The sequence below is a fragment of the Chryseobacterium sp. JM1 genome (genome assembly GCF_000737715.1).
Taxonomy (GTDB): domain Bacteria; phylum Bacteroidota; class Bacteroidia; order Flavobacteriales; family Weeksellaceae; genus Chryseobacterium.
The window spans coordinates 179,409-203,172 of the sequence record NZ_JPRN01000009.1; the positions used below are offsets into that span (position 1 = coordinate 179,409).

The 23,764-nt window shown below is 37.9% G+C and carries 22 protein-coding genes; 5 read left to right on the forward strand and 17 right to left on the reverse strand.

All coding sequences use genetic code 11. The annotated features are described in order from the left end of the window. Positions 1 to 7 precede the first annotated feature (7 nt). The 5 genes from IW22_RS15795 to IW22_RS15815 all read right to left on the reverse strand — a co-directional run bounded on the left by IW22_RS15795 (position 8) and on the right by IW22_RS15815 (position 3,448). On the reverse strand, positions 8 to 370 hold the full coding sequence (locus IW22_RS15795; RefSeq protein WP_034728202.1) for a DUF2200 domain-containing protein: 363 nt from the start codon (positions 368 to 370) through the stop codon (positions 8 to 10). 52 nt (positions 371 to 422) lie between these two features. After that, positions 423 to 1,307, reverse strand: coding sequence for a class A beta-lactamase, subclass A2 (gene bla, locus IW22_RS15800; RefSeq protein ID WP_034728204.1), 885 nt, complete (start codon positions 1,305 to 1,307; stop codon positions 423 to 425). A gap of 6 nt (positions 1,308 to 1,313) precedes the next feature. After that, entirely contained in the window at positions 1,314 to 2,369 is a 1,056-nt protein-coding gene (locus IW22_RS15805) for a serine hydrolase domain-containing protein (RefSeq protein ID WP_034728207.1), read from the reverse strand. Between the two features lie 66 nt (positions 2,370 to 2,435). After that, positions 2,436 to 2,954, reverse strand: a complete 519-nt coding sequence (locus IW22_RS15810; RefSeq protein ID WP_034728210.1) for a HEAT repeat domain-containing protein — start codon at positions 2,952 to 2,954, stop codon at positions 2,436 to 2,438. An 11-nt stretch (positions 2,955 to 2,965) separates the two neighbouring features. Continuing rightward, positions 2,966 to 3,448 (reverse strand): GNAT family N-acetyltransferase, encoded by a 483-nt coding sequence (locus tag IW22_RS15815; RefSeq protein ID WP_034728213.1) that lies wholly within the window; start codon positions 3,446 to 3,448, stop codon positions 2,966 to 2,968. Between the two features lie 242 nt (positions 3,449 to 3,690). Here IW22_RS15815 and IW22_RS15820 point away from each other — a divergent pair, with 242 nt between their 5' ends. Together IW22_RS15820 and IW22_RS15825 are read left to right on the forward strand one after the other, a co-directional pair. Beyond that, a complete protein-coding gene (locus IW22_RS15820; protein ID WP_034728311.1) occupies positions 3,691 to 4,389 on the forward strand; it encodes a DUF1826 domain-containing protein in 699 nt (232 codons plus the stop codon). A 90-nt stretch (positions 4,390 to 4,479) separates the two neighbouring features. Beyond that, positions 4,480 to 4,950, forward strand: a complete 471-nt coding sequence (locus tag IW22_RS15825; protein WP_051891265.1) for a cupin domain-containing protein — start codon at positions 4,480 to 4,482, stop codon at positions 4,948 to 4,950. A 500-nt stretch (positions 4,951 to 5,450) separates the two neighbouring features. On the opposite strand, the gene IW22_RS15830 is transcribed toward IW22_RS15825, so the two are convergent. The 8 genes from IW22_RS15830 to IW22_RS15865 form a co-directional block, all read right to left on the reverse strand. Then, positions 5,451 to 6,029, reverse strand: a complete 579-nt coding sequence (locus IW22_RS15830; protein ID WP_034728216.1) for a DUF6705 family protein — start codon at positions 6,027 to 6,029, stop codon at positions 5,451 to 5,453. Further along, complete coding sequence (locus IW22_RS23730) at positions 6,029 to 6,613, reverse strand: hypothetical protein (RefSeq protein ID WP_051891266.1); 585 nt, start codon at positions 6,611 to 6,613, stop codon at positions 6,029 to 6,031. The genes IW22_RS15830 and IW22_RS23730 overlap by 1 nt, the downstream gene beginning before the upstream one ends. An 11-nt stretch (positions 6,614 to 6,624) precedes the next feature. Beyond that, the gene (locus IW22_RS15840; RefSeq protein ID WP_034728218.1) at positions 6,625 to 7,992 is read right to left on the reverse strand and encodes a hypothetical protein; all 1,368 of its coding nucleotides are present in this window, start codon (positions 7,990 to 7,992) and stop codon (positions 6,625 to 6,627) included. Positions 7,993 to 8,864: 872 nt separating this feature from the next. Next, entirely contained in the window at positions 8,865 to 10,250 is a 1,386-nt protein-coding gene (gene mnmE, locus IW22_RS15845) for a tRNA uridine-5-carboxymethylaminomethyl(34) synthesis GTPase MnmE (protein WP_034728222.1), read from the reverse strand. Between the two features lie 319 nt (positions 10,251 to 10,569). Next, a complete protein-coding gene (locus IW22_RS15850) occupies positions 10,570 to 11,148 on the reverse strand; it encodes an NAD(P)H-dependent oxidoreductase (protein WP_034728224.1) in 579 nt (192 codons plus the stop codon). After that, positions 11,145 to 12,167, reverse strand: a complete 1,023-nt coding sequence (locus IW22_RS15855; RefSeq protein ID WP_034728226.1) for a saccharopine dehydrogenase — start codon at positions 12,165 to 12,167, stop codon at positions 11,145 to 11,147. The genes IW22_RS15850 and IW22_RS15855 overlap by 4 nt, the downstream gene beginning before the upstream one ends. 372 nt (positions 12,168 to 12,539) lie before the next feature. Next, a complete protein-coding gene (locus IW22_RS15860; protein WP_034728318.1) occupies positions 12,540 to 13,106 on the reverse strand; it encodes a Crp/Fnr family transcriptional regulator in 567 nt (188 codons plus the stop codon). Between the two features lie 840 nt (positions 13,107 to 13,946). Continuing rightward, positions 13,947 to 15,716, reverse strand: coding sequence for an aminopeptidase P family protein (locus tag IW22_RS15865; RefSeq protein WP_034728228.1), 1,770 nt, complete (start codon positions 15,714 to 15,716; stop codon positions 13,947 to 13,949). Positions 15,717 to 16,411: 695 nt separating this feature from the next. Here IW22_RS15865 and IW22_RS15870 point away from each other — a divergent pair. Genes IW22_RS15870 through IW22_RS15880 form a run of 3 tightly spaced genes read left to right on the forward strand, consistent with a single transcriptional unit; the run spans position 16,412 to position 18,154 of the window. After that, positions 16,412 to 16,849, forward strand: coding sequence for a DUF6526 family protein (locus tag IW22_RS15870; RefSeq protein ID WP_034728230.1), 438 nt, complete (start codon positions 16,412 to 16,414; stop codon positions 16,847 to 16,849). 21 nt (positions 16,850 to 16,870) lie between these two features. Continuing rightward, positions 16,871 to 17,038, forward strand: a complete 168-nt coding sequence (locus IW22_RS15875; RefSeq protein WP_034728232.1) for a hypothetical protein — start codon at positions 16,871 to 16,873, stop codon at positions 17,036 to 17,038. A gap of 9 nt (positions 17,039 to 17,047) precedes the next feature. Continuing rightward, positions 17,048 to 18,154 (forward strand): DNA topoisomerase IB, encoded by a 1,107-nt coding sequence (locus tag IW22_RS15880; RefSeq protein ID WP_034728234.1) that lies wholly within the window; start codon positions 17,048 to 17,050, stop codon positions 18,152 to 18,154. A gap of 288 nt (positions 18,155 to 18,442) precedes the next feature. Here IW22_RS15880 and IW22_RS15885 read toward each other — a convergent pair whose 3' ends face one another. The 4 genes from IW22_RS15885 to IW22_RS15900 form a co-directional block, all read right to left on the reverse strand. Further along, positions 18,443 to 19,324: a helix-turn-helix domain-containing protein gene (locus IW22_RS15885; protein WP_034728321.1), complete on the reverse strand. Its 882-nt coding sequence runs from the start codon at positions 19,322 to 19,324 to the stop codon at positions 18,443 to 18,445. A gap of 170 nt (positions 19,325 to 19,494) precedes the next feature. Continuing rightward, positions 19,495 to 21,741 carry a TonB-dependent receptor gene (locus tag IW22_RS15890; protein ID WP_034728237.1) on the reverse strand — a complete coding sequence of 749 codons (2,247 nt, stop codon included), beginning with the start codon at positions 21,739 to 21,741 and terminating at the stop codon, positions 19,495 to 19,497. A gap of 199 nt (positions 21,742 to 21,940) precedes the next feature. Then, the gene (locus IW22_RS15895) at positions 21,941 to 22,831 is read right to left on the reverse strand and encodes an urea transporter (RefSeq protein WP_034728323.1); all 891 of its coding nucleotides are present in this window, start codon (positions 22,829 to 22,831) and stop codon (positions 21,941 to 21,943) included. Positions 22,832 to 23,050: 219 nt separating this feature from the next. Beyond that, positions 23,051 to 23,752 carry a membrane protein gene (locus tag IW22_RS15900; protein WP_034728240.1) on the reverse strand — a complete coding sequence of 234 codons (702 nt, stop codon included), beginning with the start codon at positions 23,750 to 23,752 and terminating at the stop codon, positions 23,051 to 23,053. Between the last annotated feature and the right edge of the window lie 12 nt (positions 23,753 to 23,764).

A 23,764-nucleotide genomic window follows, 5' to 3' on the forward strand; every position in this document is an offset into this window, starting at 1 on the left:
ATTTTGATTACTGTCTTAAAATCTTTTCCATCTTTTTACCTTTCGCCAGTTCATCAATCAGTTTATCCAGATATCTGGCCTGTTTGGTCAGCGGGGTTTCGATTTCCTCTATTTTGTAGCCGCAAATGGTGCCTGTTATTAAATGCGCATTGGGATTCAGTTTCGCATTCTTGAAAAATGTTTCAAAAGTCACTTTCTCGTCGATAAGTTCCTGCAGCTTTTGGGTATCAAATCCCGTCAGCCACTCTATCACCTGATGAAGCTCTTCAATGGTTCTGCCCTTAGTTTCCACCTTCTTGATGTAGTGTGGATAAACGGACGCGAATATCATTTTGGCAATACGCTGATCGTGTTCAGGGGTTGTTTTCATATCCTGATTTTTATTAAAGAAATTTACTTATTAATTCCAATACTTGAGCAATTTATTTCGTCATAAAATTCCAGGTAGCTTTGGTTAGGTCTGCTATTATCTTTTCGGTGTCTTCTCTTTTTTCTGTTATATTTTTTAAATAAATTGAAATAATAAAGTGCTTTCCGTTCGGAAGTTTTACAATTCCCACATCATTCATGGCAACTCGTAAATTATTTTCATTGGTTGATGAAATCCCTGTTCTGTGTGCCAGTTCTGTTCCTTCGGGAAGTCCTGCTTTCATCCACGTCAGTCCTCTGGAAGTTTCCACCATAATCTGATAGAGGTATTGGGTCGTGGCTTTTTTCAGCACTTTTCCTTTGTAGAATTTCTCCAGCAGATCAGTGGTTGCCAAAGGTGTTGTTGTATTGATATACAGGTTTTTCCATATCCGCATTTCCTCTTCGTTTACTTTGATCACAAAATCTTTGATTCCCTGACGGTTGATGAATTTCTGAACGGTTTCAGGACCTCCGATTAATTTCAGAAGAATATCACATCCGTTGTTATCACTGTGTGAAACGGTATATCTCAGCAACTGATCTATGGTGAGGTACATGTTTCCATTGGGATATTCATCTTTTATCGGGCTCCAGGTATCCTGCTGTAAATCTTCCTTTTTAATGAATACTTTCTGTGCTAATGAGATCTTTCCTTTATCCACCAGATTTAACGTAGCCAAAGCAATATGAAATTTGAAAACACTCATCATTGGAGCATCCAAGTGACCGTTAATACTCAGGGTATCTTTGTCTTCAATATTTTTTATGGATATTCCAACGGTTGCATTTTTGGTAGAAATAATTTGTTTGAGCTCTTTACTGAGATCATCTATATTTTGGGCCAATGCCTGAGCCGAAAAGAGGAAGGTCAGGCAAACGAATACTATTTTTTTCATTGGATTCTATTTCAAAAATTGACTTTCTCTCACAATTTTTCTGACTTGCTGCTCAAAATAATAAGCAATATCAAAATTTTCATTGGCTATATTTTCCATGATGACTACACTTGTTTTTGTTTTTGGATAATACAAATTCACCGCTGTAAAGCCTTCACCCGGATGAAAACCTGTGTGCCCAATTTCTTTAATGCTGTCTTTATCATTAATTCTCAAACCATAGCCATAGCCAATCGGTTTTTCGCCGAAAACCTGGTGACCGTTTGTTATTGCGTAGCTGGTCATCAGCTGACAGGTTGCGGGTTTCAGTAGTTTTCCGTTGTGCAGAGATTCGTTCCATTTTGCGAGATCAGATGCAGTCACAATTAAATGACTTCCAAAATAATTTTCTGCATTGAAACCCGACTGCTCATTGAGTTTGACAGTCCCGTCTTTTCGGATGGTGTGCCCTTTTGTTAAGAATTTGCTACTCGCTTCATTCGGGTAATAACTGTCATTCATCTTACATCTTTTGAACAAAGCTGTTACCAGTTCCTGAAAACTTTTCCCACTCTGCTTTTCCAAAATCTGCCCTGCCACAAAATATCCGACATTGGAATAGCTGAAATCGGTTCCCGGTTTAAACTTCAATGGTTTGTCCATATTATCGCTGTTTAGACCCGAAGTGTGATTGAGTAAATGATGAACGGTAACGGTATCTGCCCATGAATATTTAAAATCTGGCAAATATTTGCGGATGGGCACATTCATATCAATTTTCCCTTTTTCCACTTCCTGTAAGACCAATGTAGCTGTAATCTGCTTGGCAATCGACATGGTTGAGAATTTGTCAGAAACTTTCAGAGGCGTTTTTGTATTGAAATCCGCAAAGCCATGCGCCTGCGCGTATTTTGTTTTTCCGTTTTGCTGAATGTAAACGACTCCGTTAAAACTCCTTGGATTTGTGATCTTCAGCAGGCTGTCGATTTTTGCTGAATAGTCGTCTTTTTGCTGTGCAGATGAGTGGCAGCCCGTCAGGAAAACGGTCGCTGCAATGAATGTCAGTTTAAAAATGTGTTTCATTGATATTTTGTTACCGCGTTGGTTTTTGTTTTTTTTAAAATGATTTATAATAGCCAGATTTGTCTATTATTTTTTTACTTTTTTTAATGCGTCAAGATACTTCTTCTTTACCCCATTATCTTCTTCTTTTTCGCATAATATTTCAATTTCCGGCAACAGCTTTTCATTGTTTCCAGTTTTTAATTTCAGTATTTCAGACAGTGCATAAGCTGTGGCCCAGCGAACCACCGTTCCTTTGTTTTCCGCATTCTGCAAAAGATGAGGAATCGCTTTGCCAAGTTGGTCCGGGAAAAGCTTTGCTACATTTCCGATCACTTTTGCACTTTCCCACTTGACTCTGGGTTCTTCGTCTTTTAATGTGCCGGTAACGTACTCTAAAACACTTTCATCAGCAATGGCCGGATCTTTTTTAGTGGCATACTCTACGGCTTCAATGCAGGTTGCTTTGTCTGTCGCTTTTTGTTGTTCAGCATAGGCCAATAATTCTTCAACTGGTAACTCTTTTTTGATCAGCCATTCTCCGATGGTTGAAACTTTACCTTTAGCCTTAATGGTTTTGTCCTGAAATACCTGTTCTATCGTCATATCTTAAATTGTCAAATGAGTTTGTATATCAATTCTTCTATTTCCACTTGCCGTGCATTGGCAAAAAAATGATCCGTCCCGATTTTGATGAAACCGTTGTTCTCCAACACTTTTTGTGATCCCCAATTATCAAATGCAACCCGCCCAAAAATAGGTCTGGCAGTTTCAATGGTCAGAAATTTTTCAAGTGCGGCTGTTGCAATTCCTTTTCTCCAGAGATTTTTATCGATCAGATAGGTAATTTCGGCGTCGCCTTCCCGTTCAAATTTCGCAACACTTCCTACGATCACATCGTCCATAAGAATTGTCTGATTATTGATAGTCGGATCGTTCAGATGCTTGGTGTACTTGGTCAGATAAGCGGTTTTGTCCGTAGGATTTTCAGGGGTGAATGCAGCCATGTAGATGGCATCTTTATCAAGCTGGAACTGAAAGAAGTGCTCTAAGTCGGATGCTTCCGTTGGTCTGAGTTGTATGTTGGGTTTAGGATTCATGATCAGGTTTTTGCTTTTTACAAAATTCTATTTTTTCAAACATATTTCTTAAAAATAATAGGTCAATTTTAAGTCAGGCATCAAAAAAACACACAACAAATTGTTTTTCAATTATTTAAGCGCCATACAAAAATATAACAGATTAGCAGGAATTTATAAAAACAAATTGAATCTTAGTATGATCTTCTGACCTATTCCTTATTTTTGCAAGGAATTAAACAATGGTCACTTTATTCAACAGCATGAGCAATACATTTTCTGGCAACAGTCAAATTGAAGTGGTTTCTTCTTTTTCCGAACTTATTAACACCAATTTTAAGGGCGCTATGAATGCCGTTTGCTGGCATAGAAATTTAACCGGAGATTTTAAAGAAATTGTTTCTCAACTTCAATTAAAAGAGAATGTTACAGAAGTGTTTATTGAAGACCTTTTAGCCCTGCAATTATCAGAGAAAGGAAATCTGGCAAGGGAAACCATCCTAAGTGATTTGCAGTTACTGACCGATTTCGGAGCACTGCCTTCTCTCAATTTACTGAAACATTATGAACGGGATGAAGAGCTGGGTTTTATTTCAACCGATGTATATTCTTATCATGTAGACCGTTCGCCTGTTGGCACCAATACTTTTTTATGCACCTATCATGGTACTGCCAGTGATATTTTGCCCAATGATCAGGTGGAGCAAAAGGTTTTGATTCCGGAGATCCGGGAAAAGCTTAAAGCACTACACGACGGGCTGGAAGAGGAATTTGAAGACTTTCTGAAAGAGTATTTCTTTGATCTTCATTATCAGCCTAAGCCTAATGCAGAACCTGTGAATTTAGAAAAAGGACATCTTTGGAAAATCGCAGTGGATCATCCGGAACAGCAAGCTTTACCCTGTGTTCATAGGGCTCCTGTGGAAAATGATGGGGAGTATAGGTTGCTGCTGATTTGTTAAATAGTTACTTCTTCAATGAAAACTGTTTTGCTTGCATCGCTGTATAATTTTTGGTAAATTGATGTACATTAAAAATAAATATTGAACTACATGTCTGATACCGTTATATTGTCTGAAGGAGCAGAATTTAACCACGTTATAAAAGAGGTTTCAAAATACATCCACCTTTATGTAATGGCCTTTGAAAAGGAAGAACGTCCCCTTACACGCATCGATAAACGTGAAAAAATGTACGGTGGAAACGGAACGGTTTATATGATCCAGATGTTCGATCAGAATGAACTGGCGAATAATCGTCTTGCTGCTTACATGGTTCTGTTGAATAAAGGTGATGAATCCGGATTTCACACCCACAATCAGAGAAACGAACAGGAACTGTATGTCGTAGTGCATGGAACCGGAGAATACCGTGAAAGAAACGGAACCCAGGGACCGGAACGCAAAAAAGCGCTTCAAAAGGGCGATATTACAGCGATTAGTTCCATAGGGTATCATTCTATTGAGAATACTGGGGATGAGCCTTTGATTATGTTTGTGATTACGAGTTATAATAAGGTGTAAGACTGATATAAAAAAGGCAAGATATAACTCGCCTTTTTTACTATTTTTTTGAATTTAAAAGACAATTATTTCCCAACACAAAAAGTAATTAAGACTAAAAATCAATACTTTACAATTTTAAGATACAAATCTTATCAAAACAGTTCAAATTATGGTTGAAATTTTTGGGATTATTTAATATAGATATTTTCCATCATTTTATTACAATAGTGCACATAACATCAACTCTTAATATTTATTCAAGGAATCCTTCTCCAGTTCTCTTAAATCCACCTCATCCCTCTAATTTAATTTTTTTTCTTATTCAAGCGCATCTTTTAGTAATTTTACCATTGTATAATTTTTTTTAAATATTTCAAGCGGAAGCACAACAAAAAACTGTAATACTCTGTAATAGAAAAAATTTAATTCCAATATTATTTACTTCAACTCTCATTTTAAAATTTATTCAATAAAAAAACCGCCTCTAGGGCAGTTTAAGTTTATTGTTAAGCTTTTCACTATTGTTTAGTAAAAACTAAGTTTTCTGTCTCTGGTAAATAAATATTGTAGTCTAAATTTGGAGGGCAGTTAATATCATCTCTGGTTGATGTCCCAGGATAATAGCTCCAATAAAACTCTGTATTATTAATTTTTTTAAAAGTGATTTCTCCTTTTCCTACACTACAGTTTCCTCCAGCATATACAAGATTAATCTCATTATTACCATTGAGATTTATTGCAGCACTCATTATAATGTTCCTAACATTTTCATTTAGCGCATAAGAATTATTTAGTGTACTTTGAATTACATTCCCACTTAAATCTTTTATCTCAAATTTTACAATTAATATATCTTGAAAAAAATCTTTACCCCAAGCTTTATATGGTCTTTTAATTTCTTTGAAAATTGATAGACGAATAATTTTATTTTGAAAGTTAGAATCCCAATTTCCAACATAATTATCTAACTCATTATTAATATCTTTAAAATATGAATTATTGGGCGCATCATAATCAGATGTATTTAATGAAAATGTTTGTTGTGCCTTACAAGAAAACACAACAATGATTCCTAATATATTGAATATGTTTCTCACTATTGTTTAGTAAATACTAAATTTTTCGTTTCAGGTAGATAAATTTTTATATCGGTACCTGTTGGACATCTATTCTCATCTAGTACAATATCATTTGGAAGGTACTCCCATGAAACTTGTGTAGAGTTTAATTTCTTTAATGTAATTTTTCCCCAGCCTACACCGCAATTTGTTCCTCCATAATGGAATTTCACTATAGTGCCACCAGCAGTAGGCCATTGACTATAAATAGTATGATTATATTGGTTAGGTTCAAAATTCATGTTTTGAGTATCTTGCAAAATAACTCCTGTAGAATTTTTAATAATATATCTTATAGATAGCACGTCTATATAGATGTTTTTATCAATGAAATTAAAGAGTTTATGATCTTCTTTAGTGATTATTAGTGTGATCTGTTTCTCATTGTAATTTGCTAAATATTTACCTACAAATGGAGCTAACTCATTATTAGTATCCTGTAAGTATGATAAATTAGGAGCATTCTCTACAGCCGTTCGAAGCGGTAATATTTGTTGTCCTTTACACAGAAGGCTAAATATTAAACTGACTGTTATTAATATTTTAAGATTTATTATTTTCATTTTTAATTTAATTAACAAGGTGATGCAATTGGTTGGTTATTACTGTTTAAATTTATACTACTTATTGTACCGTCGCTTTCTACTCTTTTCAGAATAACCTTACCCTCCAATCCCATTTTTTTTAGCGTATTAAAAAAAAGTTTTTCTACCCCAGCACTATTTATTTGTCCATTACCATCAATATATGCTGTCCCACTTATCTCTTTATCTGATAATTCGGCTTCCTGTCTCTGATACCATTTTGTGTATGCATTCAAATCCTCTTGTGAAAAATTTGTTAACGCATCTTGATAGGTCCCATTAAACCAAATAACATAATGCATGCCATTTGGAGCTACCATTCCCATAAAAGCATCACCTGTATTATCTGATGAAGTAGGTTGTGCTCTAGCAAAGCCTAGTAATTGGTCTACATCTGGTGGAGAAAGCATTGGTATTCCTGTAGGTGTGTGATTGTGGTAACCACCTGCATAACCTGTTTTATCTCCAAATTTTACACTGTGAGCGCTACCATGTATTACATTTGAAGGCGTTCCGTCTGCCTTAATTTTATAACCATCTTCTCCTCCTTGTGTAGATTTTGTTTTCAAATCATCTATCGCTGGTTTGGATGTAGCGTTAGTAATAACTTTCTTTGTTTGCTCACATGGGTTTGCAGCTGTATTTGGTCCGTCCCCAGGGCCATTTCCTTCACCCCCACCTGTTCCACCTGGGCCCTCAGGATTGAGACAGTTATCATAAGGTTGGCACCCACCAGGAGGAGGTCCTCCGTTCCAAATTCCTCCGGGAAGAGTACCTCCCGTTCCAGGCATCGTAATAACAACTTCACCGGTATCACAAGGTGATCCGTCAGAACTGCAATTCCCGTTTGCTTTAGCTGCAATTCTTTGTTGTAATGTGTTTTTAAGATATGCTTCTTTGAACATGTCCAGCATTGTATTGTAATTCTCTGCTTCAGTATCCATTTTCAGGAATTCTACCTGAGTGTCATTCTCCTTTAGCATGGCAATAATAATACCATCAACTTTCCGGTTTCTCATTAATGGAAAAAGAGTGAATTTTTCATTTGTCTTTGTCACGAAATCCTGAGAACGGATATTAAGTTCTACATATTCATCTGCCATTTCTGATGAATTTTTAAATGCCTTTTTCAAGGCTTTAGCAGTATGCTGGACGTTGTTGATCTCGTCATAGCGTTCCAATAAGGTTTTGAAGCCTTTCGCATAATTTACTGTTTCTTTTTCTTGAGCGGTGAATACTCTGAACTTGGAAGGTGGTTGTTCCTCACTACTGTTAAGAAGATCCTCTGATCGGCAGGAGATCAAACAAGCGACCACAGCAGCATTGAGAAACAGCCGTATCGATAAATTTTTCTTCATTGATTTTGTTTTTTTAAGTGCTAAATATAATTAAATTTTCATTATCACAGTGAAGTGATATTTAACAAAACTCAAATTATATTTTTCATAATCTTTGGAAATTTGTTCCCAAATTTAAAAAATATTGAGAGTTTCTGACATAGGGGAAACCCCTGTATTTTAGATAGTGATTTTACTGAGTGCTTTTATCCGGAGCGGTTATGTGTTTTCATCATGTTTTTTTAATGTTTTTATTTCTTTGTCATAAAAATATATCGTCATAGCGACAGAACCTGTCGTATTACATGATACTTTGACCACAGCTTTCAATAAATTTCTATTATTCTATATGCAAAAGGCGCGGAGCAAAGATCAATCTGTCAGAGAGGTACCGCGAAGAACCCAACAACCCAGAAACACAGCGCCCGTGTCCGTAGAAGTTATACATGAGCGTAAGTCTGTCATTTTAAAGGTTGTTTAGGAAAATTCGCGGTTTTCTCTAACCTAAATAACAGCTTACGCTTTTGTTTTCGTTAAAATTATTGTTGCGAATATAAAAATACTTTCAAAATTTCATCAGTTATTATACATACTTTAGAAATACTTCTTTGCCGTAAATTCTTTACTACAATACCCACAAATCCGCTGTAATTGTATATTACTACTCATCTTGCTCTATTTTATATCAAAATGTACTAAAGTGCTTAAAGTTGTGTATAAGTGACAACCTAAAAAATCGAATTTTCTTAAAAATCCGTTCGAGGTACAACAAAGGTACAGATTATAACAAAAACAACGCAAAAGAAAACGTATATCTGTAAACAAGAAAAAGCCCTATAAATAAGGCTTTAAAGTGTATTAATATAGTTTTTTAATTGTTTATTTTGTAGTGGTTACTTTCCGATACAAAACTTCGAAAAAATATTCCCCAACACCTCATCATTCGTTACTTCACCGGATATTTCACCAAGATGCTCTAAGGCGTTTCTGAGTTCATAAGCCAGCAGCTCTGTAGAGATCTGGAAAGAAATAGCTTCTTTCACTTTATGGGTCGCATCCAGAGATTTGCGAAGGGCTTCAAAGTGTCTTTGGTTTGTGATGACTACGTTATTTTCCTGGGATTTTAACTGCTCAACGTAGGAAGACAGTTCATTTTTAAGATCCTGAATATTTTGGTTTTCTACCGCTGAGATTCTGATAAAATCAAAGTCCTGACTGATGGCATTTCTGAAAACAGTTTCTACCGCTTCATATTTTGGAGGGAGGACTTCGTCTATTTTCGTGGCACAGATGATCAGCTTCAGATCGTCTCTCTGTAAAGATCTGATCATTTCAATATCTTCGGAATAGTCTTCGGTAGCCGCATCTGCAAGGTATACCAGAATATTCGCGTTCTCCACTTTTTCTTTAGCTTTCTTTACCCCGATGGCTTCAATTTCATCTACAGTTTCACGAAGTCCGGCCGTATCAATAAGGCGGAATGCATGACCTTTAATATGCAGAATTTCTTCAATCGTATCTCTGGTGGTTCCTGCTATATTACTCACAATGGCTCTCTCCTCTTTCAACAGGGCATTCAGCAAGGTAGATTTCCCCGCATTGGGTTTTCCTATAATAGCCACCGCGGTTCCGTTTTTAATGGCATTTCCGTATTGGAAACTTTCGATCAGAGAATCCAGCTTCACCTCAATTTTATCTAAGAGCCCGTTCAGCGCTGAGCGGTCTGCAAATTCTACATCTTCTTCAGCAAAATCCAGTTCAAGTTCGATCAGAGAAACAAAATTCAGAAGATCTGTTCTCAATATCGATATTTCATTGGTAATTCCCCCTTTCAACTGGTTGATGGCAACTTTTCGGGACGCTTCATTTTCAGACGCAATGACATCCGCAATAGCTTCTGCCTGAGAAAGATCAATTCTTCCGTTGATGAAGGCACGAAGAGTAAATTCCCCGGCTTTTGCCATTCTTGCCCCGTTTTTGATCAGGGTTTCCAGAATACGTTTTCCGATGTGCGGCGAGCCGTGAAAAGCAATTTCCACAGAATTTTCTGTCGTAAAACTTTTCGGAGCCAGAAAAATAGAAAGCATCACCTCATCAATCGCTTCCTCCCCATCCATAAAATAACCGTAATGAATGGTATGAGACTGCTGCTTTTCCAGTTTCTTGCCCGGAAAACTTTTCTGAACCACCGGTAAAGCATCGTTCCCTGAAACTCTGATAATGCCTAAAGCTCCTACTCCATTGGCCGTAGCCAGTGCACAAATCGTATCGTTATTCATGGGGCAAATTTACGATTTTTCAGGCTAATTTCTGATGGCGTCTTTTATACAGATTGTCTATTGCTTTAATTGGAACTTTTTGGATTTTTCATTGGGATATCGCAATGGCGCAATGTTTACTGATAAATGCTTTCTTAAGGCGCAAAGATTTTTATCTCCGATAAAAATTTAATCCCAAGTCATTATTAAAGCCACCTCAAATTAGTGACCATTCGTGTTTAAAATCTGCTTAATCAGCAAGATCTGCGCGAGACCACAAACACATTTTAAAATGTTTGAAATGAGATTGCTTCGTCACTTCGGTCCTCGCCATGACGGTTTATTTAAGTCGTCTCCCCAATTCCTTTACTTTTTGAAGCCATTGAGTCCGCTGTATATCAGTCGAATTTCTTATTATGCCGATATAAGTCACTTTCACAGGCTTCACTCCACAGAATTCCAGCGTCGATTTTTTCAGCTGATTCACACTCGGTTTTCCATAAAACAGCCAATAATACCATCCCGGCTGGTCCAGCGTCGTAATAATATGCGCCGTTTTTCCTTTCAAAAGCTTATCCCACCAAACCGAATTTTCCCTGTACTGATAGGCAAATCCCGGAAGAAAAAGCCGATCCAGAAAACCTTTCATCAATGCAGGCAATCCTCCCCACCAAACTGGATGAATCCATACCAGATGATCTGCCCATTGAATCATTTCCCGGGCTTTCAACAGATCCGGTTCCAGTTCCATCCTTTTCTGGTATCCAAAATGGAGAATGGGATCAAAATTTAATTCAGCTATCGTGATTTCTTTCACTTCTGCTCCCGCGTTTAAAGCTCCTTCTTTGTACGCTTTTGCTATTCCAAAATTGAAAGAATCTTTATTGGGATGCCCGTTGATAATGACTATTTTTTTCATGATCCAAATTGTATATTGATGGTTTCGTAAGTGTTTAGTTTCTCCAGTAATGACAGCGGCTGGTGCAACTGATGACTGAAGTAAATCTTATTTTCGTGGGAATTTTTCAATAATTCTTCTGTATGCAGCACGGCAGAAAGAGCCGTTAATTCCGCCTGTCCCCTTGTACTTTGCAGACTTAATTTTTTACTTCCAGTCACCGTTTTTACCATAATTTCAAATACAAACTGATCGCCATTTCCACTAGATCCGAAAATCATTTTTCTTTCCTTTAATGACAGAATATTGAAAAGTCTTATTTTTTGAAATGCGCCTAAAAGCCAGGTTATAAACTTTGAATTGTACGTCATTTTTACACTGACAGAAGGAACTTTTTCAATCTGATTCAAAATATAAAGATCCGGTACATCGAAATTATACGCTTCCCTTTTCCCGATTCCAAAAGAGAAATCAAATTTTTCAGAGTCTAAGAAGTGTTTGATCGGAATGCGGAGGTTGTTCTCATACCGAATAAAAGGTTTCGCCACGTTTTCAGCCATAAAGTGTGCTGAGCTTTCTCCCGCAAGATCCTTCACCGAATAATAGACAAAAAGTTTCACTTCCCTAATATCTGCAGTCTCTGCAAGCGTTTTCACCAAACCGTTGACAATACCTCCCATCCATCCTGAACTGAATACAATTCTGCTTTTTACTGTACTTTCTTTAGCCAGATCATAAGCTCTGACAAGATCAGGAGTAGGTTTTGTAATGTCCAAATAATCGATTCCGTTGGCAATAGCGAACTTAAGAATATGATCCGACTGATCATTCACCGAAAGAATAATCAGACTTATTTTTTTATCAGAAATCACCTGAAAAGTCCCAGGATCAGTCACATCTATCCTAAGATCATGCCCTGTTTCCCCACCTTTTCTTCCACCCACAAAAACGGGTATCTGCGGGTTTCGCGATTTCAAAATACGGATAATGGTTTTACCGACCAGACCATTTCCTCCAATAACCAGAATATTGTGCTCCATCTATTTTTTTTACAAAATTAAAGAGCAGCTTCACTCTGGCGTAGGACAAATGTCTAAAACGAAAAATCATGAATTAAATCTGTACCGGTTTTTATTTAATGTGAGTTTGGGTTAAGACGTTTTTTTAGATGCCAGATTTCAGACATCAGACATCAGACTTTCAACTGAGATTAAGAATGTCAATGGTGAATTTTGCTTCGCAAGTGAATGGTGAATTTTTGAATGGAGATTTCAGACGTCAGATATCAGACACAAGATATCAGACGATTATTTATTAGCTTAACTACCAACCAGCAACTAAAAACCAGCAACCTAAAATACCCTGAAACTCATAACTCTCTCAAACCCGTTATCTAGAAATATATTTTGATTTTAGATCGTAACTTCTTTTCTGATCCGGCTAAGATGCCTTTGGGTAATGCCCAGATAAGAAGCTAGATACTGCAAAGGAATTTTCTGAACATAATCAGGTTGATTCCCCAGCAGAGCCTCATACCGCTGTGCAGCAGTGTCTCTCTGCAGCTGAAAAAACCTTTTCTCCAATTCCAGATACTCCTGTTCGGCGATCATCTTGAGAAACTTGGTCCAGTTAAGATCGTCTTTTACCAGATCATCTACGGCATCTTTTTTTAAGACCATCAGATCCGCATCCGTAATGGCCTGCATATTTTCTCTGCTAGGACAGTCTGAAATAAATGACGAATAGCCCGCCATCAACTGGTTGGGAAACCGAAAGCAGTAAGTCATGTCTTTTCCTTCATCTGAAATATAATAGGAACGGAAAATCCCCGAGACTATAAATGCTATTTCCTTACATTTTTCGCCTTCCTGTACAAAAAAGTCGTTTTTGTATACTTTTCTGGTTTCAAAAAGCTGTAAGAACTCTTTGATCTCAACTTCGGAGAATATATTAAAGCTTCGGAAAAAATCTTCTACCATGGTTTCAAAATTAGAACTTAGAATTCCGTCTGGTTTTCTATAGTTTTCAGCGAAATTAAACAAATCAGAGATGATCCACAAAAGTAGTGTTGATGTGCTCTCGCAGATTTCTCTGATCATGCAGATCTCATTCATGCTTTTTGAAACATTAAGATCAATGAAGGATGTAAGGTTAGTTAATAAAAAATCAAATCATTTTTTAAGTTGTACGTCTTAAGCGAAGCAAAAACTTAATATTCTTAACCTCAATAAACTTTAGTTTATTTCTTAATTTAAACATTAAGGATTTAAGCAGTGCGCTTATCTATGAATGAAGTAATCAATAAATTGATTTTTTTAAGTTCTTTAAGTACCCATCTTTTAAGATCTTAATTTCTTAATGTTTATAATGTTTCTTTTTGCCTAGCACCCAATTTTTGAAACTGCGCCTATACATCCCCTTCATCAGAATCAACGTAATTTATTCGCTTAAGCGAGCGTTTTATTCTTGTTAATCTGGTTTTTGATAAAAAAATAAAACCACTTCAGGATGAAATGGTTTTATCTGCTTTGAATTTACTAAGTGTATATGAAGTTATGAATGATGTCTTGTTACTGATGCAAAGATAGACCACACTGTATGGCTTTCTGTCAGGGGAATCCCTAAAATTATATCCGTAAAAATACGGTTGTATTCATGAAAAAGCCCCGCAGAGGAATCCGCAGGGCTTCAAGAATTTATCTAACAATTATTAATGTTCAAAGTTTAAATCCGATGGTTAAAGGGTAACGCTCAATCTTTTAGTTATATCAAAATTGACAATTAACTATTCAAAATTGACCTTTCCACCATTCACTTTATTAAAGCGGGCTCACCAATTCAAGGAACCACTCTTTAACTTCTCCTTCAAGATAAGGGCCTAATTTTTCTTCACAAGTCTTGTGATAGCTGTTCAGCCATGCAATTTCCTCCTCAGAAAGAATTTCTTTTACAATTGTATCTTTAAAGAACGGGCAGAAAGTCAGGGTTTCAAATTCATAGAATGTTCCGTGAATTGTTTTTTCTGCTTCTTTTACAGCAATCAGGTTTTCGTGACGGATTCCGTATTTTCCTTCCAGATAATATCCCGGTTCATTGGAACATACCATTCCCGGAAGAAGATCCTGAGCGTTCAGGTCTTTTCTGATACTCTGTGGACCTTCGTGAACATTCATGAAGCTTCCAACTCCATGACCAGTTCCGTGGTTGAAATCTTTTCCTTCCATCCACAATGGCAGTCTTGCAATCGCATCCAGATGAACTCCTTTTGTTCCTTTCGGGAATTTCACCATAGATAAACGGATCAGCCCCTGAAGCACCAAAGTAGAATTTCTTTTGAACTCATCAGAAAACGCTCCTAAAGCTAAAGTTCTTGTAATATCAGTCGTTCCTTCCAGATACTGTCCTCCTGAATCTACCAGGATGGTTGCATCATTCGTAACGTCTTTGCTTCCTTCTATTTTTGCAGAATAGTGCATGATCGCCCCATTATCTTTATAGCCTACGATGCTTCCAAAGCTTTCGCCCACAAAGTTTTCACCTTCTGCACGGAAACCTCCCAGTTTTTTGCCTATGGAATATTCGTTCATGGCTTCTTTTCCGGCCGTATGCGTCAGCCAGTAAAGGAATTTTACCATTGCTACACCGTCTCTTACCATAACCGTTCTGAATCCTTCCAGCTCAGTTTCATTTTTCTGGGCTTTCATCAGATTACCCGGAACCGGCGCTTTTATAAACTGATTGTCAGCTTTTAGTGTTTCATAGATCATTTGGTTACTGTTCGGAGAAACCAATACCTTTTCATTTTTGAATGCGCTCAGATAGTTATAAAACTCTTCGTAAGGCATCATTTTCACAAAGGAATCATCCATCTGCTTTCTGGCAGGTACTTCCAGTTTTTCAAGATCCGTGAATAATACGGCATCATTCTTAGTGATCACAATGTATCCTAAAAACACAGGATTACTTTCTACATCACTTCCTCTTAAATTCGAGGTCCAGGCTACATCGTCCAGACTTGAAATAACATGTACGGTAGCTTCCTGGTCTTCCATTTTCTGACGGATGGCTCCCAGCTTATCGGTCACCGATTTTCCAGCTCTCTCCACAGGATGTACAAAAATTGGATTTTTTGAAGGGGTTCCTCTGTCTTTCCAGATTTCCTTTAATAACGGAAGATCTGCTAAACTTATATTTTTTGACTGCAATTTTTGAGAAAGCAGTTCCCAATTGGCATTTGAAGTTGCAACAGCATTAACTGCCACTTTTCCACCTGCCGGGATTTCAGAAATGATCCAGTCGATATAGTTGGGAGTTCCTTCTATTCCATCTTTAAAAAGATCAATTCCGGAACCTTCCAGTTCAAGAGCGGCCTGTGTAAAGTATCTTCCGTCTGTCCAAAGTCCTGCTTTGTCCCTGGTAATTACCACAAAACCGGCAGATCCCAAAAATCCGGAAAGCCAAGATCTCTCTTGCCATTCCTCGGGCAGATACTCGCTCATATGCGGGTCTGCAGAATATACTATAAATGCATCAACATTACTTTTCTGCATTTCTTCACGAAGTGCAACAACTTTTTCCTTTGAAGTCATTCTTTTTCTTTTTTAAAACACCGAAAGTTACGAAAAAATTGAGGTTTAGAAATGAAATCCAGTGTCTATTTTAGTTAATGATTTGTTATTTTTTTCTTTGGATAGGGATGTTTTTATTTAATGATTAGGAATGCTTTTTGGGAAGCTGTGATTTTTAAATTTTAAGCTCTCGCTGATTTTGGAGATTGAGCGGATGTTTGAATTTTACTAAATGTTTCTAAACCTTATAAATTGGTTGGTTACAAAGTTTCGTTGGTTGGTTTTTCGCAATGGCGCAAAGGATTTCCTTGGATCGCTTATTTAAGGCGCGAGAAAATCGAAGATTTTCAGCTAGAAAGTTCAGCTATGAAGAAATGTGAGAGGTAGCATTATAACACAATCAATTTTATCGGAGATAAAATCCTAACGCCTTTCAATATAAAGTTGGTAAGCAAACTAGTGCCTTTGCGAAAAACCAACTGATATTTTTAAACACAAGTGATACGAATTTTTAGCACAAATGATCACTAATTGGAGGTTTTTTATCCATTCTTTACAAATCAAAATGAATGATTCTAGATAATAACATTATTTACTATTATGATTAACCGAAAATAATTGGCCATATTGATTAAAATACACATTTACATACCACAAAAACATCAATATGACTAAACATATAAAGTTTTGGAAAGATTATTGCTACTATTCACCGTATGAACGAGCAGAATTACAAAAATCACAGGAAATTTTATCCTTCCCATCATTTCATTTATCTTCCGATATTGATCATACTTGAAATTTTTGGCATCTATAAGATTTGGGACAATCCCGAAAATCAACTGATCTGGATATTATTTTCCATTGTAATTTTTCTGCTTTTCTACCTTGCTTTTATGACCAGACAGCATTATGCACTGGGACTTCAAAACCGAATGGTGATGCTTGAATTTAAGCAACGTTATTTTGAAATTTTCGGAAAGAGATCAGATGAAGTGGCAGATCAGTTAAAATTCAGTCAGATCGCTGCTCTGAGATTTGCTTATGATGATGAATTTAAAGAGCTTCTCGGCAGAGCACTTAAAGAAAATATCTCCGGAGATGAGATCAAGCGGTCCATCAAAAACTGGAGAGCCGACCACCAAAGAATCTAATAACATCAAAATATTTATATCATGAAAAAGTTGACCTTATACAGCATCACTTTATTTACATTGCTTACACTGACAAGCTGTGAAGCAATAGAAACTATTTTCAAAGCCGGAATGTGGTGGGGAATTATCCTGGTCGTTGCAGTTGTAGTCATCCTTTTTCTGATTTTTTCGAGGGGTAAAAACTCTTAACCATTTTTTATGGAGAAGAATACGGACCTGGAGATTATTTCCCACCTGAAGCCTTCAAAGATTGTCAAGATCATGAAGGATCCCGAAGCCTCCGCAAAGGCGGTACATCTTGTATATACCACCGATGCGGAAACGGCCGGGATCACGCGTAAGAAAACAGGAAAAAAGTATTCGTATTACAAAGACGGTGAAAAGCTTAAAGACAAAGAGGAAATCACCAGGATCAATAAGCTGGTCATCCCTCCTGCCTGGGAAAACGTCTGGATCTGCGCTTTGGACAACGGACATCTTCAGGCGACAGGCTTTGATGTAAAAAAAAGAAAGCAATACCGCTATCATCCGCTGTGGAGTGCTTTAAGAAATCACACCAAGTTTTACAGAATGCTTCAGTTCGGGTATTCACTGCCCGATATACGGCTTCATGTGGAGCAGGATCTTGCTTTAAGGAATTTTGAAAAAAGAAAAATACTGGCGCTTATCGTAAGTCTGATGCAGCGTACCAATATCCGGATCGGGAATAATGCTTATGAAAAGCTGTATGGTTCCTTTGGTTTAACAACTCTGAAAGATAAACATGTGAAGATTAACGGACAGAAAATGACTTTCTCTTTTAAAGGAAAGAAAGGGATCATGCACAGTATCGATCTGAAAAGTAAAAGGCTTTCAAGACTTGTCCAGAAGTGTAAAGATATTCCGGGAAGGGAACTTTTTCAATATTTTGATGATGAAGGAAACCGCCATTCTATAGACTCGGGAATGGTAAATGACTATATCAAGGAAATAAGCGGGGAAGATTTTACCGCCAAAGATTTCAGAACCTGGTCGGGAACCGTAAGTGCTCTGATCGCTTTTAAAGAAATCGGGTATGCTGAAAATGATTCCCAATACAAAAAGAAGGTAAAAGAGGCTTTGGAAATCGTCGCCGAACATCTCGGAAACACTAGTACGGTCTGCCGGAAATACTACGTTCATCCTTTGGTGATCAATCTTTACGAAAATAATACCATCAAAAAATACCTTGATGAACTGGAACACATTGAAGAAAACGATGGAAAAGCCAGCCTTACCCAGGAGGAAAAACTGGTGCTGAAGATTCTGGAAACCGAGAAAATGTAGGAAGGATGGAAGATGGGAGTGGGAAGAGAAGTAACTGGAAGCCATACAATTAATCTTCTGCTTCAATTCATCTAATCTATATATGCTTGGAAGAGGGAAGCACGAAGATGGAAGTTATTGAACTCACAATATAAATTTTTCATCCTTTAATTCAATTATCGTACACCAAAAACTCTAAAACCCTAAAACGCTCCTACTCTAAAACCCTCTGACTCTCTCAAAACCCAAATCACGGACCCCGTACCCCGAAAACGCTAAAACGCTAAAACTTTCCCACTCTCAACCCATTCAAACCCTGTTTTTCAAAAACTGCGTCCGATAGTCCTTAGGCGTTATTCCTGCGATTTTCTTGAAAAGCTGGGTGAAATGTGATGCCGTATGGAAATTCAGTTCGTAAGCTATTTCTGCAATATCTTTACTTGAATGAAGCAGTGCTTTGCTGTAATTAATATCGATCTCATTGATCCACTGTTTCGGAGATTTTTGAGTGACGTTTTTGACACATTTATTCAGATAGCTTTCTGTCACGGAAAGTTTGTCGGCGTAAAAAGCCACGCGTTTTTCCACCACATGATATTTAAACAGAAGATCCCGGAACTGAAGCGACAATTCCATCGGACGTGTCGCTGATTTATGATGGCTGTCTGAATCTGTACTCAGCATTTTCACGAGGATCAGGTGCAGCATGGTGACTACGACTTCATTAATATTCAGATTGTTCAGCCAAAGTTCCTGTTCGAGAATGGGAAGCAGCTGGGTAATAGTTCCGTAGGTCAGACTGTCCAGATTCAGAAAAGGGGTCATAAAGAAGATGCTGCTTTTGTGTTTCGGCAGCTCCTGTTCAGACAGAATATTGTTTTCATAGGCCAGAAAAAATCCTTCAATATCATCCGAAAGCTCTACTGTAGCGGTGATGGTTCCCTGTTTAATGAAAATCACACCGCCTTTTTCAGCCCGGTATTCTTTATTTTCCAGATACTGCCTGATATGCCCGTTGGTTACGAAAATAATGAAATTAAAAGTGGTACGGTACGGGATCACCGGCATCAGAATTCCTTTAAGGTAATTTTCGAGGCGGTAAAGCTGTATGTCTGCATTATTGGCCAATATTTTCTCCGTAATTTTCGGAAGAAAGAGCTTTTTATACTGAAAATTGGATAGTACTTCCATGGTTGATTGGATTTTTTTGTAAAAAGTAGGATGTACAAAGTAAAATGTAAAATTAAGGTAAGTAATATTAATCAATCATATAATACTGATTTAATCTTGCAAAAAATAAATATGATTAACCATACTCCATTCACCTTTTACTTTGTACACCATACATGATACTTTTTAAATTAAAATTTATAATACACTCCCATTCTCACCCCAAACGGGCTTCCGGGTGTATAGGTAAGGTCTGTGATAGGTTCTGCTTCGCCTTTTAACTGGGTTTCTGTAGCAAACTGAGCTTCATTCCAGTTGACATTGAAGAGATTGTTCACCTGAATATTGAGGCCCCATTTCTGGCGGTTGTAGGAAAGCATCAGATCGTTGACGAAATAGGCTTTTGTTTTGATGCTGTTATCTTCTACCGCCGGTCTGGAACCCAGATATCTGTATTGAAGTCCCAATGAGAAACCATGAAGAAAGTCCCAGTTCACGGAACCTGTACTGGTTACAACCGGAGCCAAAGGAACGTAATCTTTTCCTTTTTCTTCTTCGATGAATCTTGCATGAGAATAGTTGATATCGGCATTAAGGTAGAAATTTTCAAGCGGCTGAAAACGCACGCCCAGATCGGCGCCGAAACGTCTTGATTTCCCGGATGGCTCCACTACCGCATCATCCCCGACGTACACAAATTCCTGTTGCAGATACATATACCATAAAGCAGGGGTAATGATCAGTGATTTGAACGGATGCAGTCTCACTCCTACATCTCCACCGATTGAATACGGAAGTGTCTTCTGATCAGGATTCGGAACAACTACTCTGAGATCATTGGAGTGGAAGCCCATTCCGGTTTTCAGGAACCACATGACGTTATCGTTTTGAGCATAGGAAAAATTAAGTTTCGGGCTTAGTCTTGTTGCTTCTTTCGACTGTCCGGATGGAAGCTGCTCGGGATCCAGCAAATTATGCATATTAAAAATAAAATGATCTACTCTCAAAGCCGGATTAATGGTCCATTTTCCTGTTTTCCAGATCAAACCGGAATAGGCGTGAAGATTGGTTTCCGTACCATTTACGTCCGCTTTCCTGTCCAGCAAAAGATCTCTGTGATAGACGTGGTTAAGCTGTAAAGTATTGATATCATCATTTCTGAGTCCAACCCCCGAAATCCAATTCAGTGAACTGTTGCCCAATGTAAAACTTTTCGTGTATTTCACCTCAGCGCCGTAAATATTTCTGCCATCTGTCTGCTGAATCTCATCGCCGTGGTCTTTATCTTTTAAGTAGAAAGTAAAATCGGAATACAGATTAAAATTATACTTTGAATAAAACGCCATCGCATCAATCTGTTCCGAACCTGAAATTATATGCTTAAAATTCATCTGAAGATTGGTTCTGGAAGTTTTACCACCTTCTGTAGGATCAATACTTCCCCACCGGCCGATGATTCCCTGGTCTACGGTACGTTCCGGAATTTGTCCTGATGCATTCCATGAAGAATTAAAGGTGGAGAACTGAATATTGAAATAATCTTTATCCGTAATCCACTGGTTGTATTTTCCGAAAATATTGACCCTGTTGAAATTCTGTTTTACATCAAAAGGCCCGTCGGTATAATTGTACTCTGCTGCTATATAGGCATTCTTCCTTCCTGTATCATCATGCAGAATATTGAACATTCCGAGAACTCTCTTTGAATTGAACGAGCCACCTTCCAGCTTAACCATGCTGTTTTTTAATCCATTATAGGTTTGAAAATCAACATATCCTGCTGTATTAAAATCTCCGCGATCCATATAGTACGCTCCTTTTCCAAAGTCAATATTATTAACCGTTTCAGGAATGACAAAATGCAGATCCGAATAGCCCTGCCCGTGAGCATGAGACACGATATTGACAGGCATTCCGTCTACATTCACGCTGACATCCGTACCGTGGTCTGCATCAAATCCTCTCAGGAAAAGCTGTTCTGCCTTTCCACCGCCTGCATGCTGTGCAATGAATAATCCGGGCACTTTTCTCAACAGATCCTGAGCAGAATTCACCGGAAATTTATTTAAATCAACCTTTGTAATCGCTGATAAAAACGAACTGTGATTAATCGCAACCTCAGAAATCTGATAAGGTTTATGCTGTAAAAAAATAACTTTGTTTTTATCTTCATTATTAGTCACCGCCCATTTTACCTCATCATATCCCTGACGGCTTATTACCAACGTATCAGGAAGACTTGCTACGGGAATCGAAAAACTTCCGTCCGTTCCTGAATGGGTATGACTGTTTCCATGATTGTATTTTACCAGAACATCCGCGATGGGAAATTGGTCATCTGCATCTTTTATAGCCAGTTTTTTTTCTGTTTCCTGGGCTGAAATTTTTCCATTAAAAGCCAATACCAGAAATACGGCTGCTATTTTTGTTATCTTCATTTTTTATTGATTTTTTATTGAGAACCAAGAGACAAGAGCCAGGAATCAAGGTGATAGACATCAGATTTCAGATATCAGACATCAGATTTTAGATTTTAAGAGGAATAGGATATAGCAATGTATTTTTTCACTCTAAAACTTTCCCATTCTAAACCCTAATACGTTAAAACCCTCACACCCTCCGACTCGTCAAACTCTCTTACTCAATTTTCTTTGTTTTAAATAATTTCTGAATTAAAAGGGTGATCCAGGTTCCTGCGACGAAAGGAAAAGTAAGAACTCCGCCCACTTCATTCAGTGTATTGTGGTCTACCAGGAGATCGTCAATGACTACGGTAATGATCACCGCCATCAGCACCCAGATTCCATCTGTCTTTTTAAATCCTGAAAAAACGATAGCAGAAAGCACTGCATTGAATCCGAAAAGTCCCATGTGGATTTTCTCAATCGGTTCTCCGTTCATATGAGACAGATAAGCGCCCAAAACAGCACCTGCCAATCCATACAATGCCGCTGCCGGTGAACTGATAAATACCGCTACAAAGAAAATAATCCCGGAAAATATACCTCCCTGAAATATCACTTCCCCAAACGCATTGGTACAGGTCAGAAAATCATCATAATCTGCAGGACCGGCCGGAGCCGAGATCATTTCTGAACCCGGGATCTGTGTAAAATGATGAAGCACAAACACTGCGACCCAAGTAATAATGATAAACGGAAATGTAAATACCGGAATCTTTTTCTGAATAAAAAAATGCTGGATCACCGCCGCCAAAGCGCCTCCCAACAGGATAAGAAGCCAAATCAGAAGAGTCGTCTGAAAAACAAAGGAAAGTGCGACTCCCACCAGTGCAGCACTAAATCCATAGAGTCCCGCATTGATCTCAGACGGATCATACTTTAATTTCATGGCTGTAAAAGTTCCGGCTGCCGTTGAGAGCAATACCGCTACTCCGCCCTGCCAGCTTCCCATGAAAATACCGATAAGAAACAGCAGGCCTGTCCATCTGTTTTCCTGGAGCATGATCTGCCCGATTCCTTTTAAAACATTATCAATAAAAGGTAGTTTTTTGAAAAATTCGTTCATAGTTTTTATATTCATGTAGTATTTTATTAGTGGGAGTTTGAGGGGTAAGAAACAAGAGCCAAGAATCAAGATTTTAGACATCAGATTTCAGACATCAGACATCAGACGATAACTCGTTAGCTTAATTACTATAACCAGCAACAAGCAACCAGTAACTAGCAACCAAAACTCATTCACTCTCAAACCCTCAGACTCTCCAACCTCGAAACTCGAAACCCGTCACCATCCCAAAAACACCATTCCGATTCCGCAGACCGTCACCACAGCTCCGCTTACAACGCCCATATATCTTTCCAGTTTTTCTGTATTGAATAAGGTAGAATAGCCGTAGCGTCCCAGTAGAACCATTCCAAGCATTGTCAAAACGGTGGTCAGTGTAAATGATATCACCAGAACAGCGATTTCAGACATGGAATGCTTGACCCCGGAATAGAATAATAAAGGAATTAAAGGTTCGCTCGGGCCCATTACGAAGATCATGAAAAGCACCAATGGTGTCACTTTAATTCTCTTTTGTGGCATTACAATCTCCGTATGGTTGTGCTCATAAACATAGACATCGTCTCCCATCACATCGAAATGCTTATGAGGCTTGTTTCTGATGGCCTGAACCAATCCATAGATCAAATAAATTCCACCAAAGATCAGCAAAGCCCATCCTGAAAAATTCCCTCTGAGATCCTGAAACCATGAAATTTTATTTAGCTGCCAGCCCAGAAATACTCCGATAAAGCCTAAGATCAGGGAGCTAAACACATGTCCGAATCCGCAGACTACGGTTAGAATTGCAGTTTTCATTCCGCTCCATTTCTTAGATTTTGAGATGACGATGAAGGGCAGATAATGATCCGGACCAGAGGCGGTGTGTATAAAACTTATTGAGATGGCGCTTATGAGAAGTGCCCAAACTGTAGTGTCCATTTTTTGTTTTTA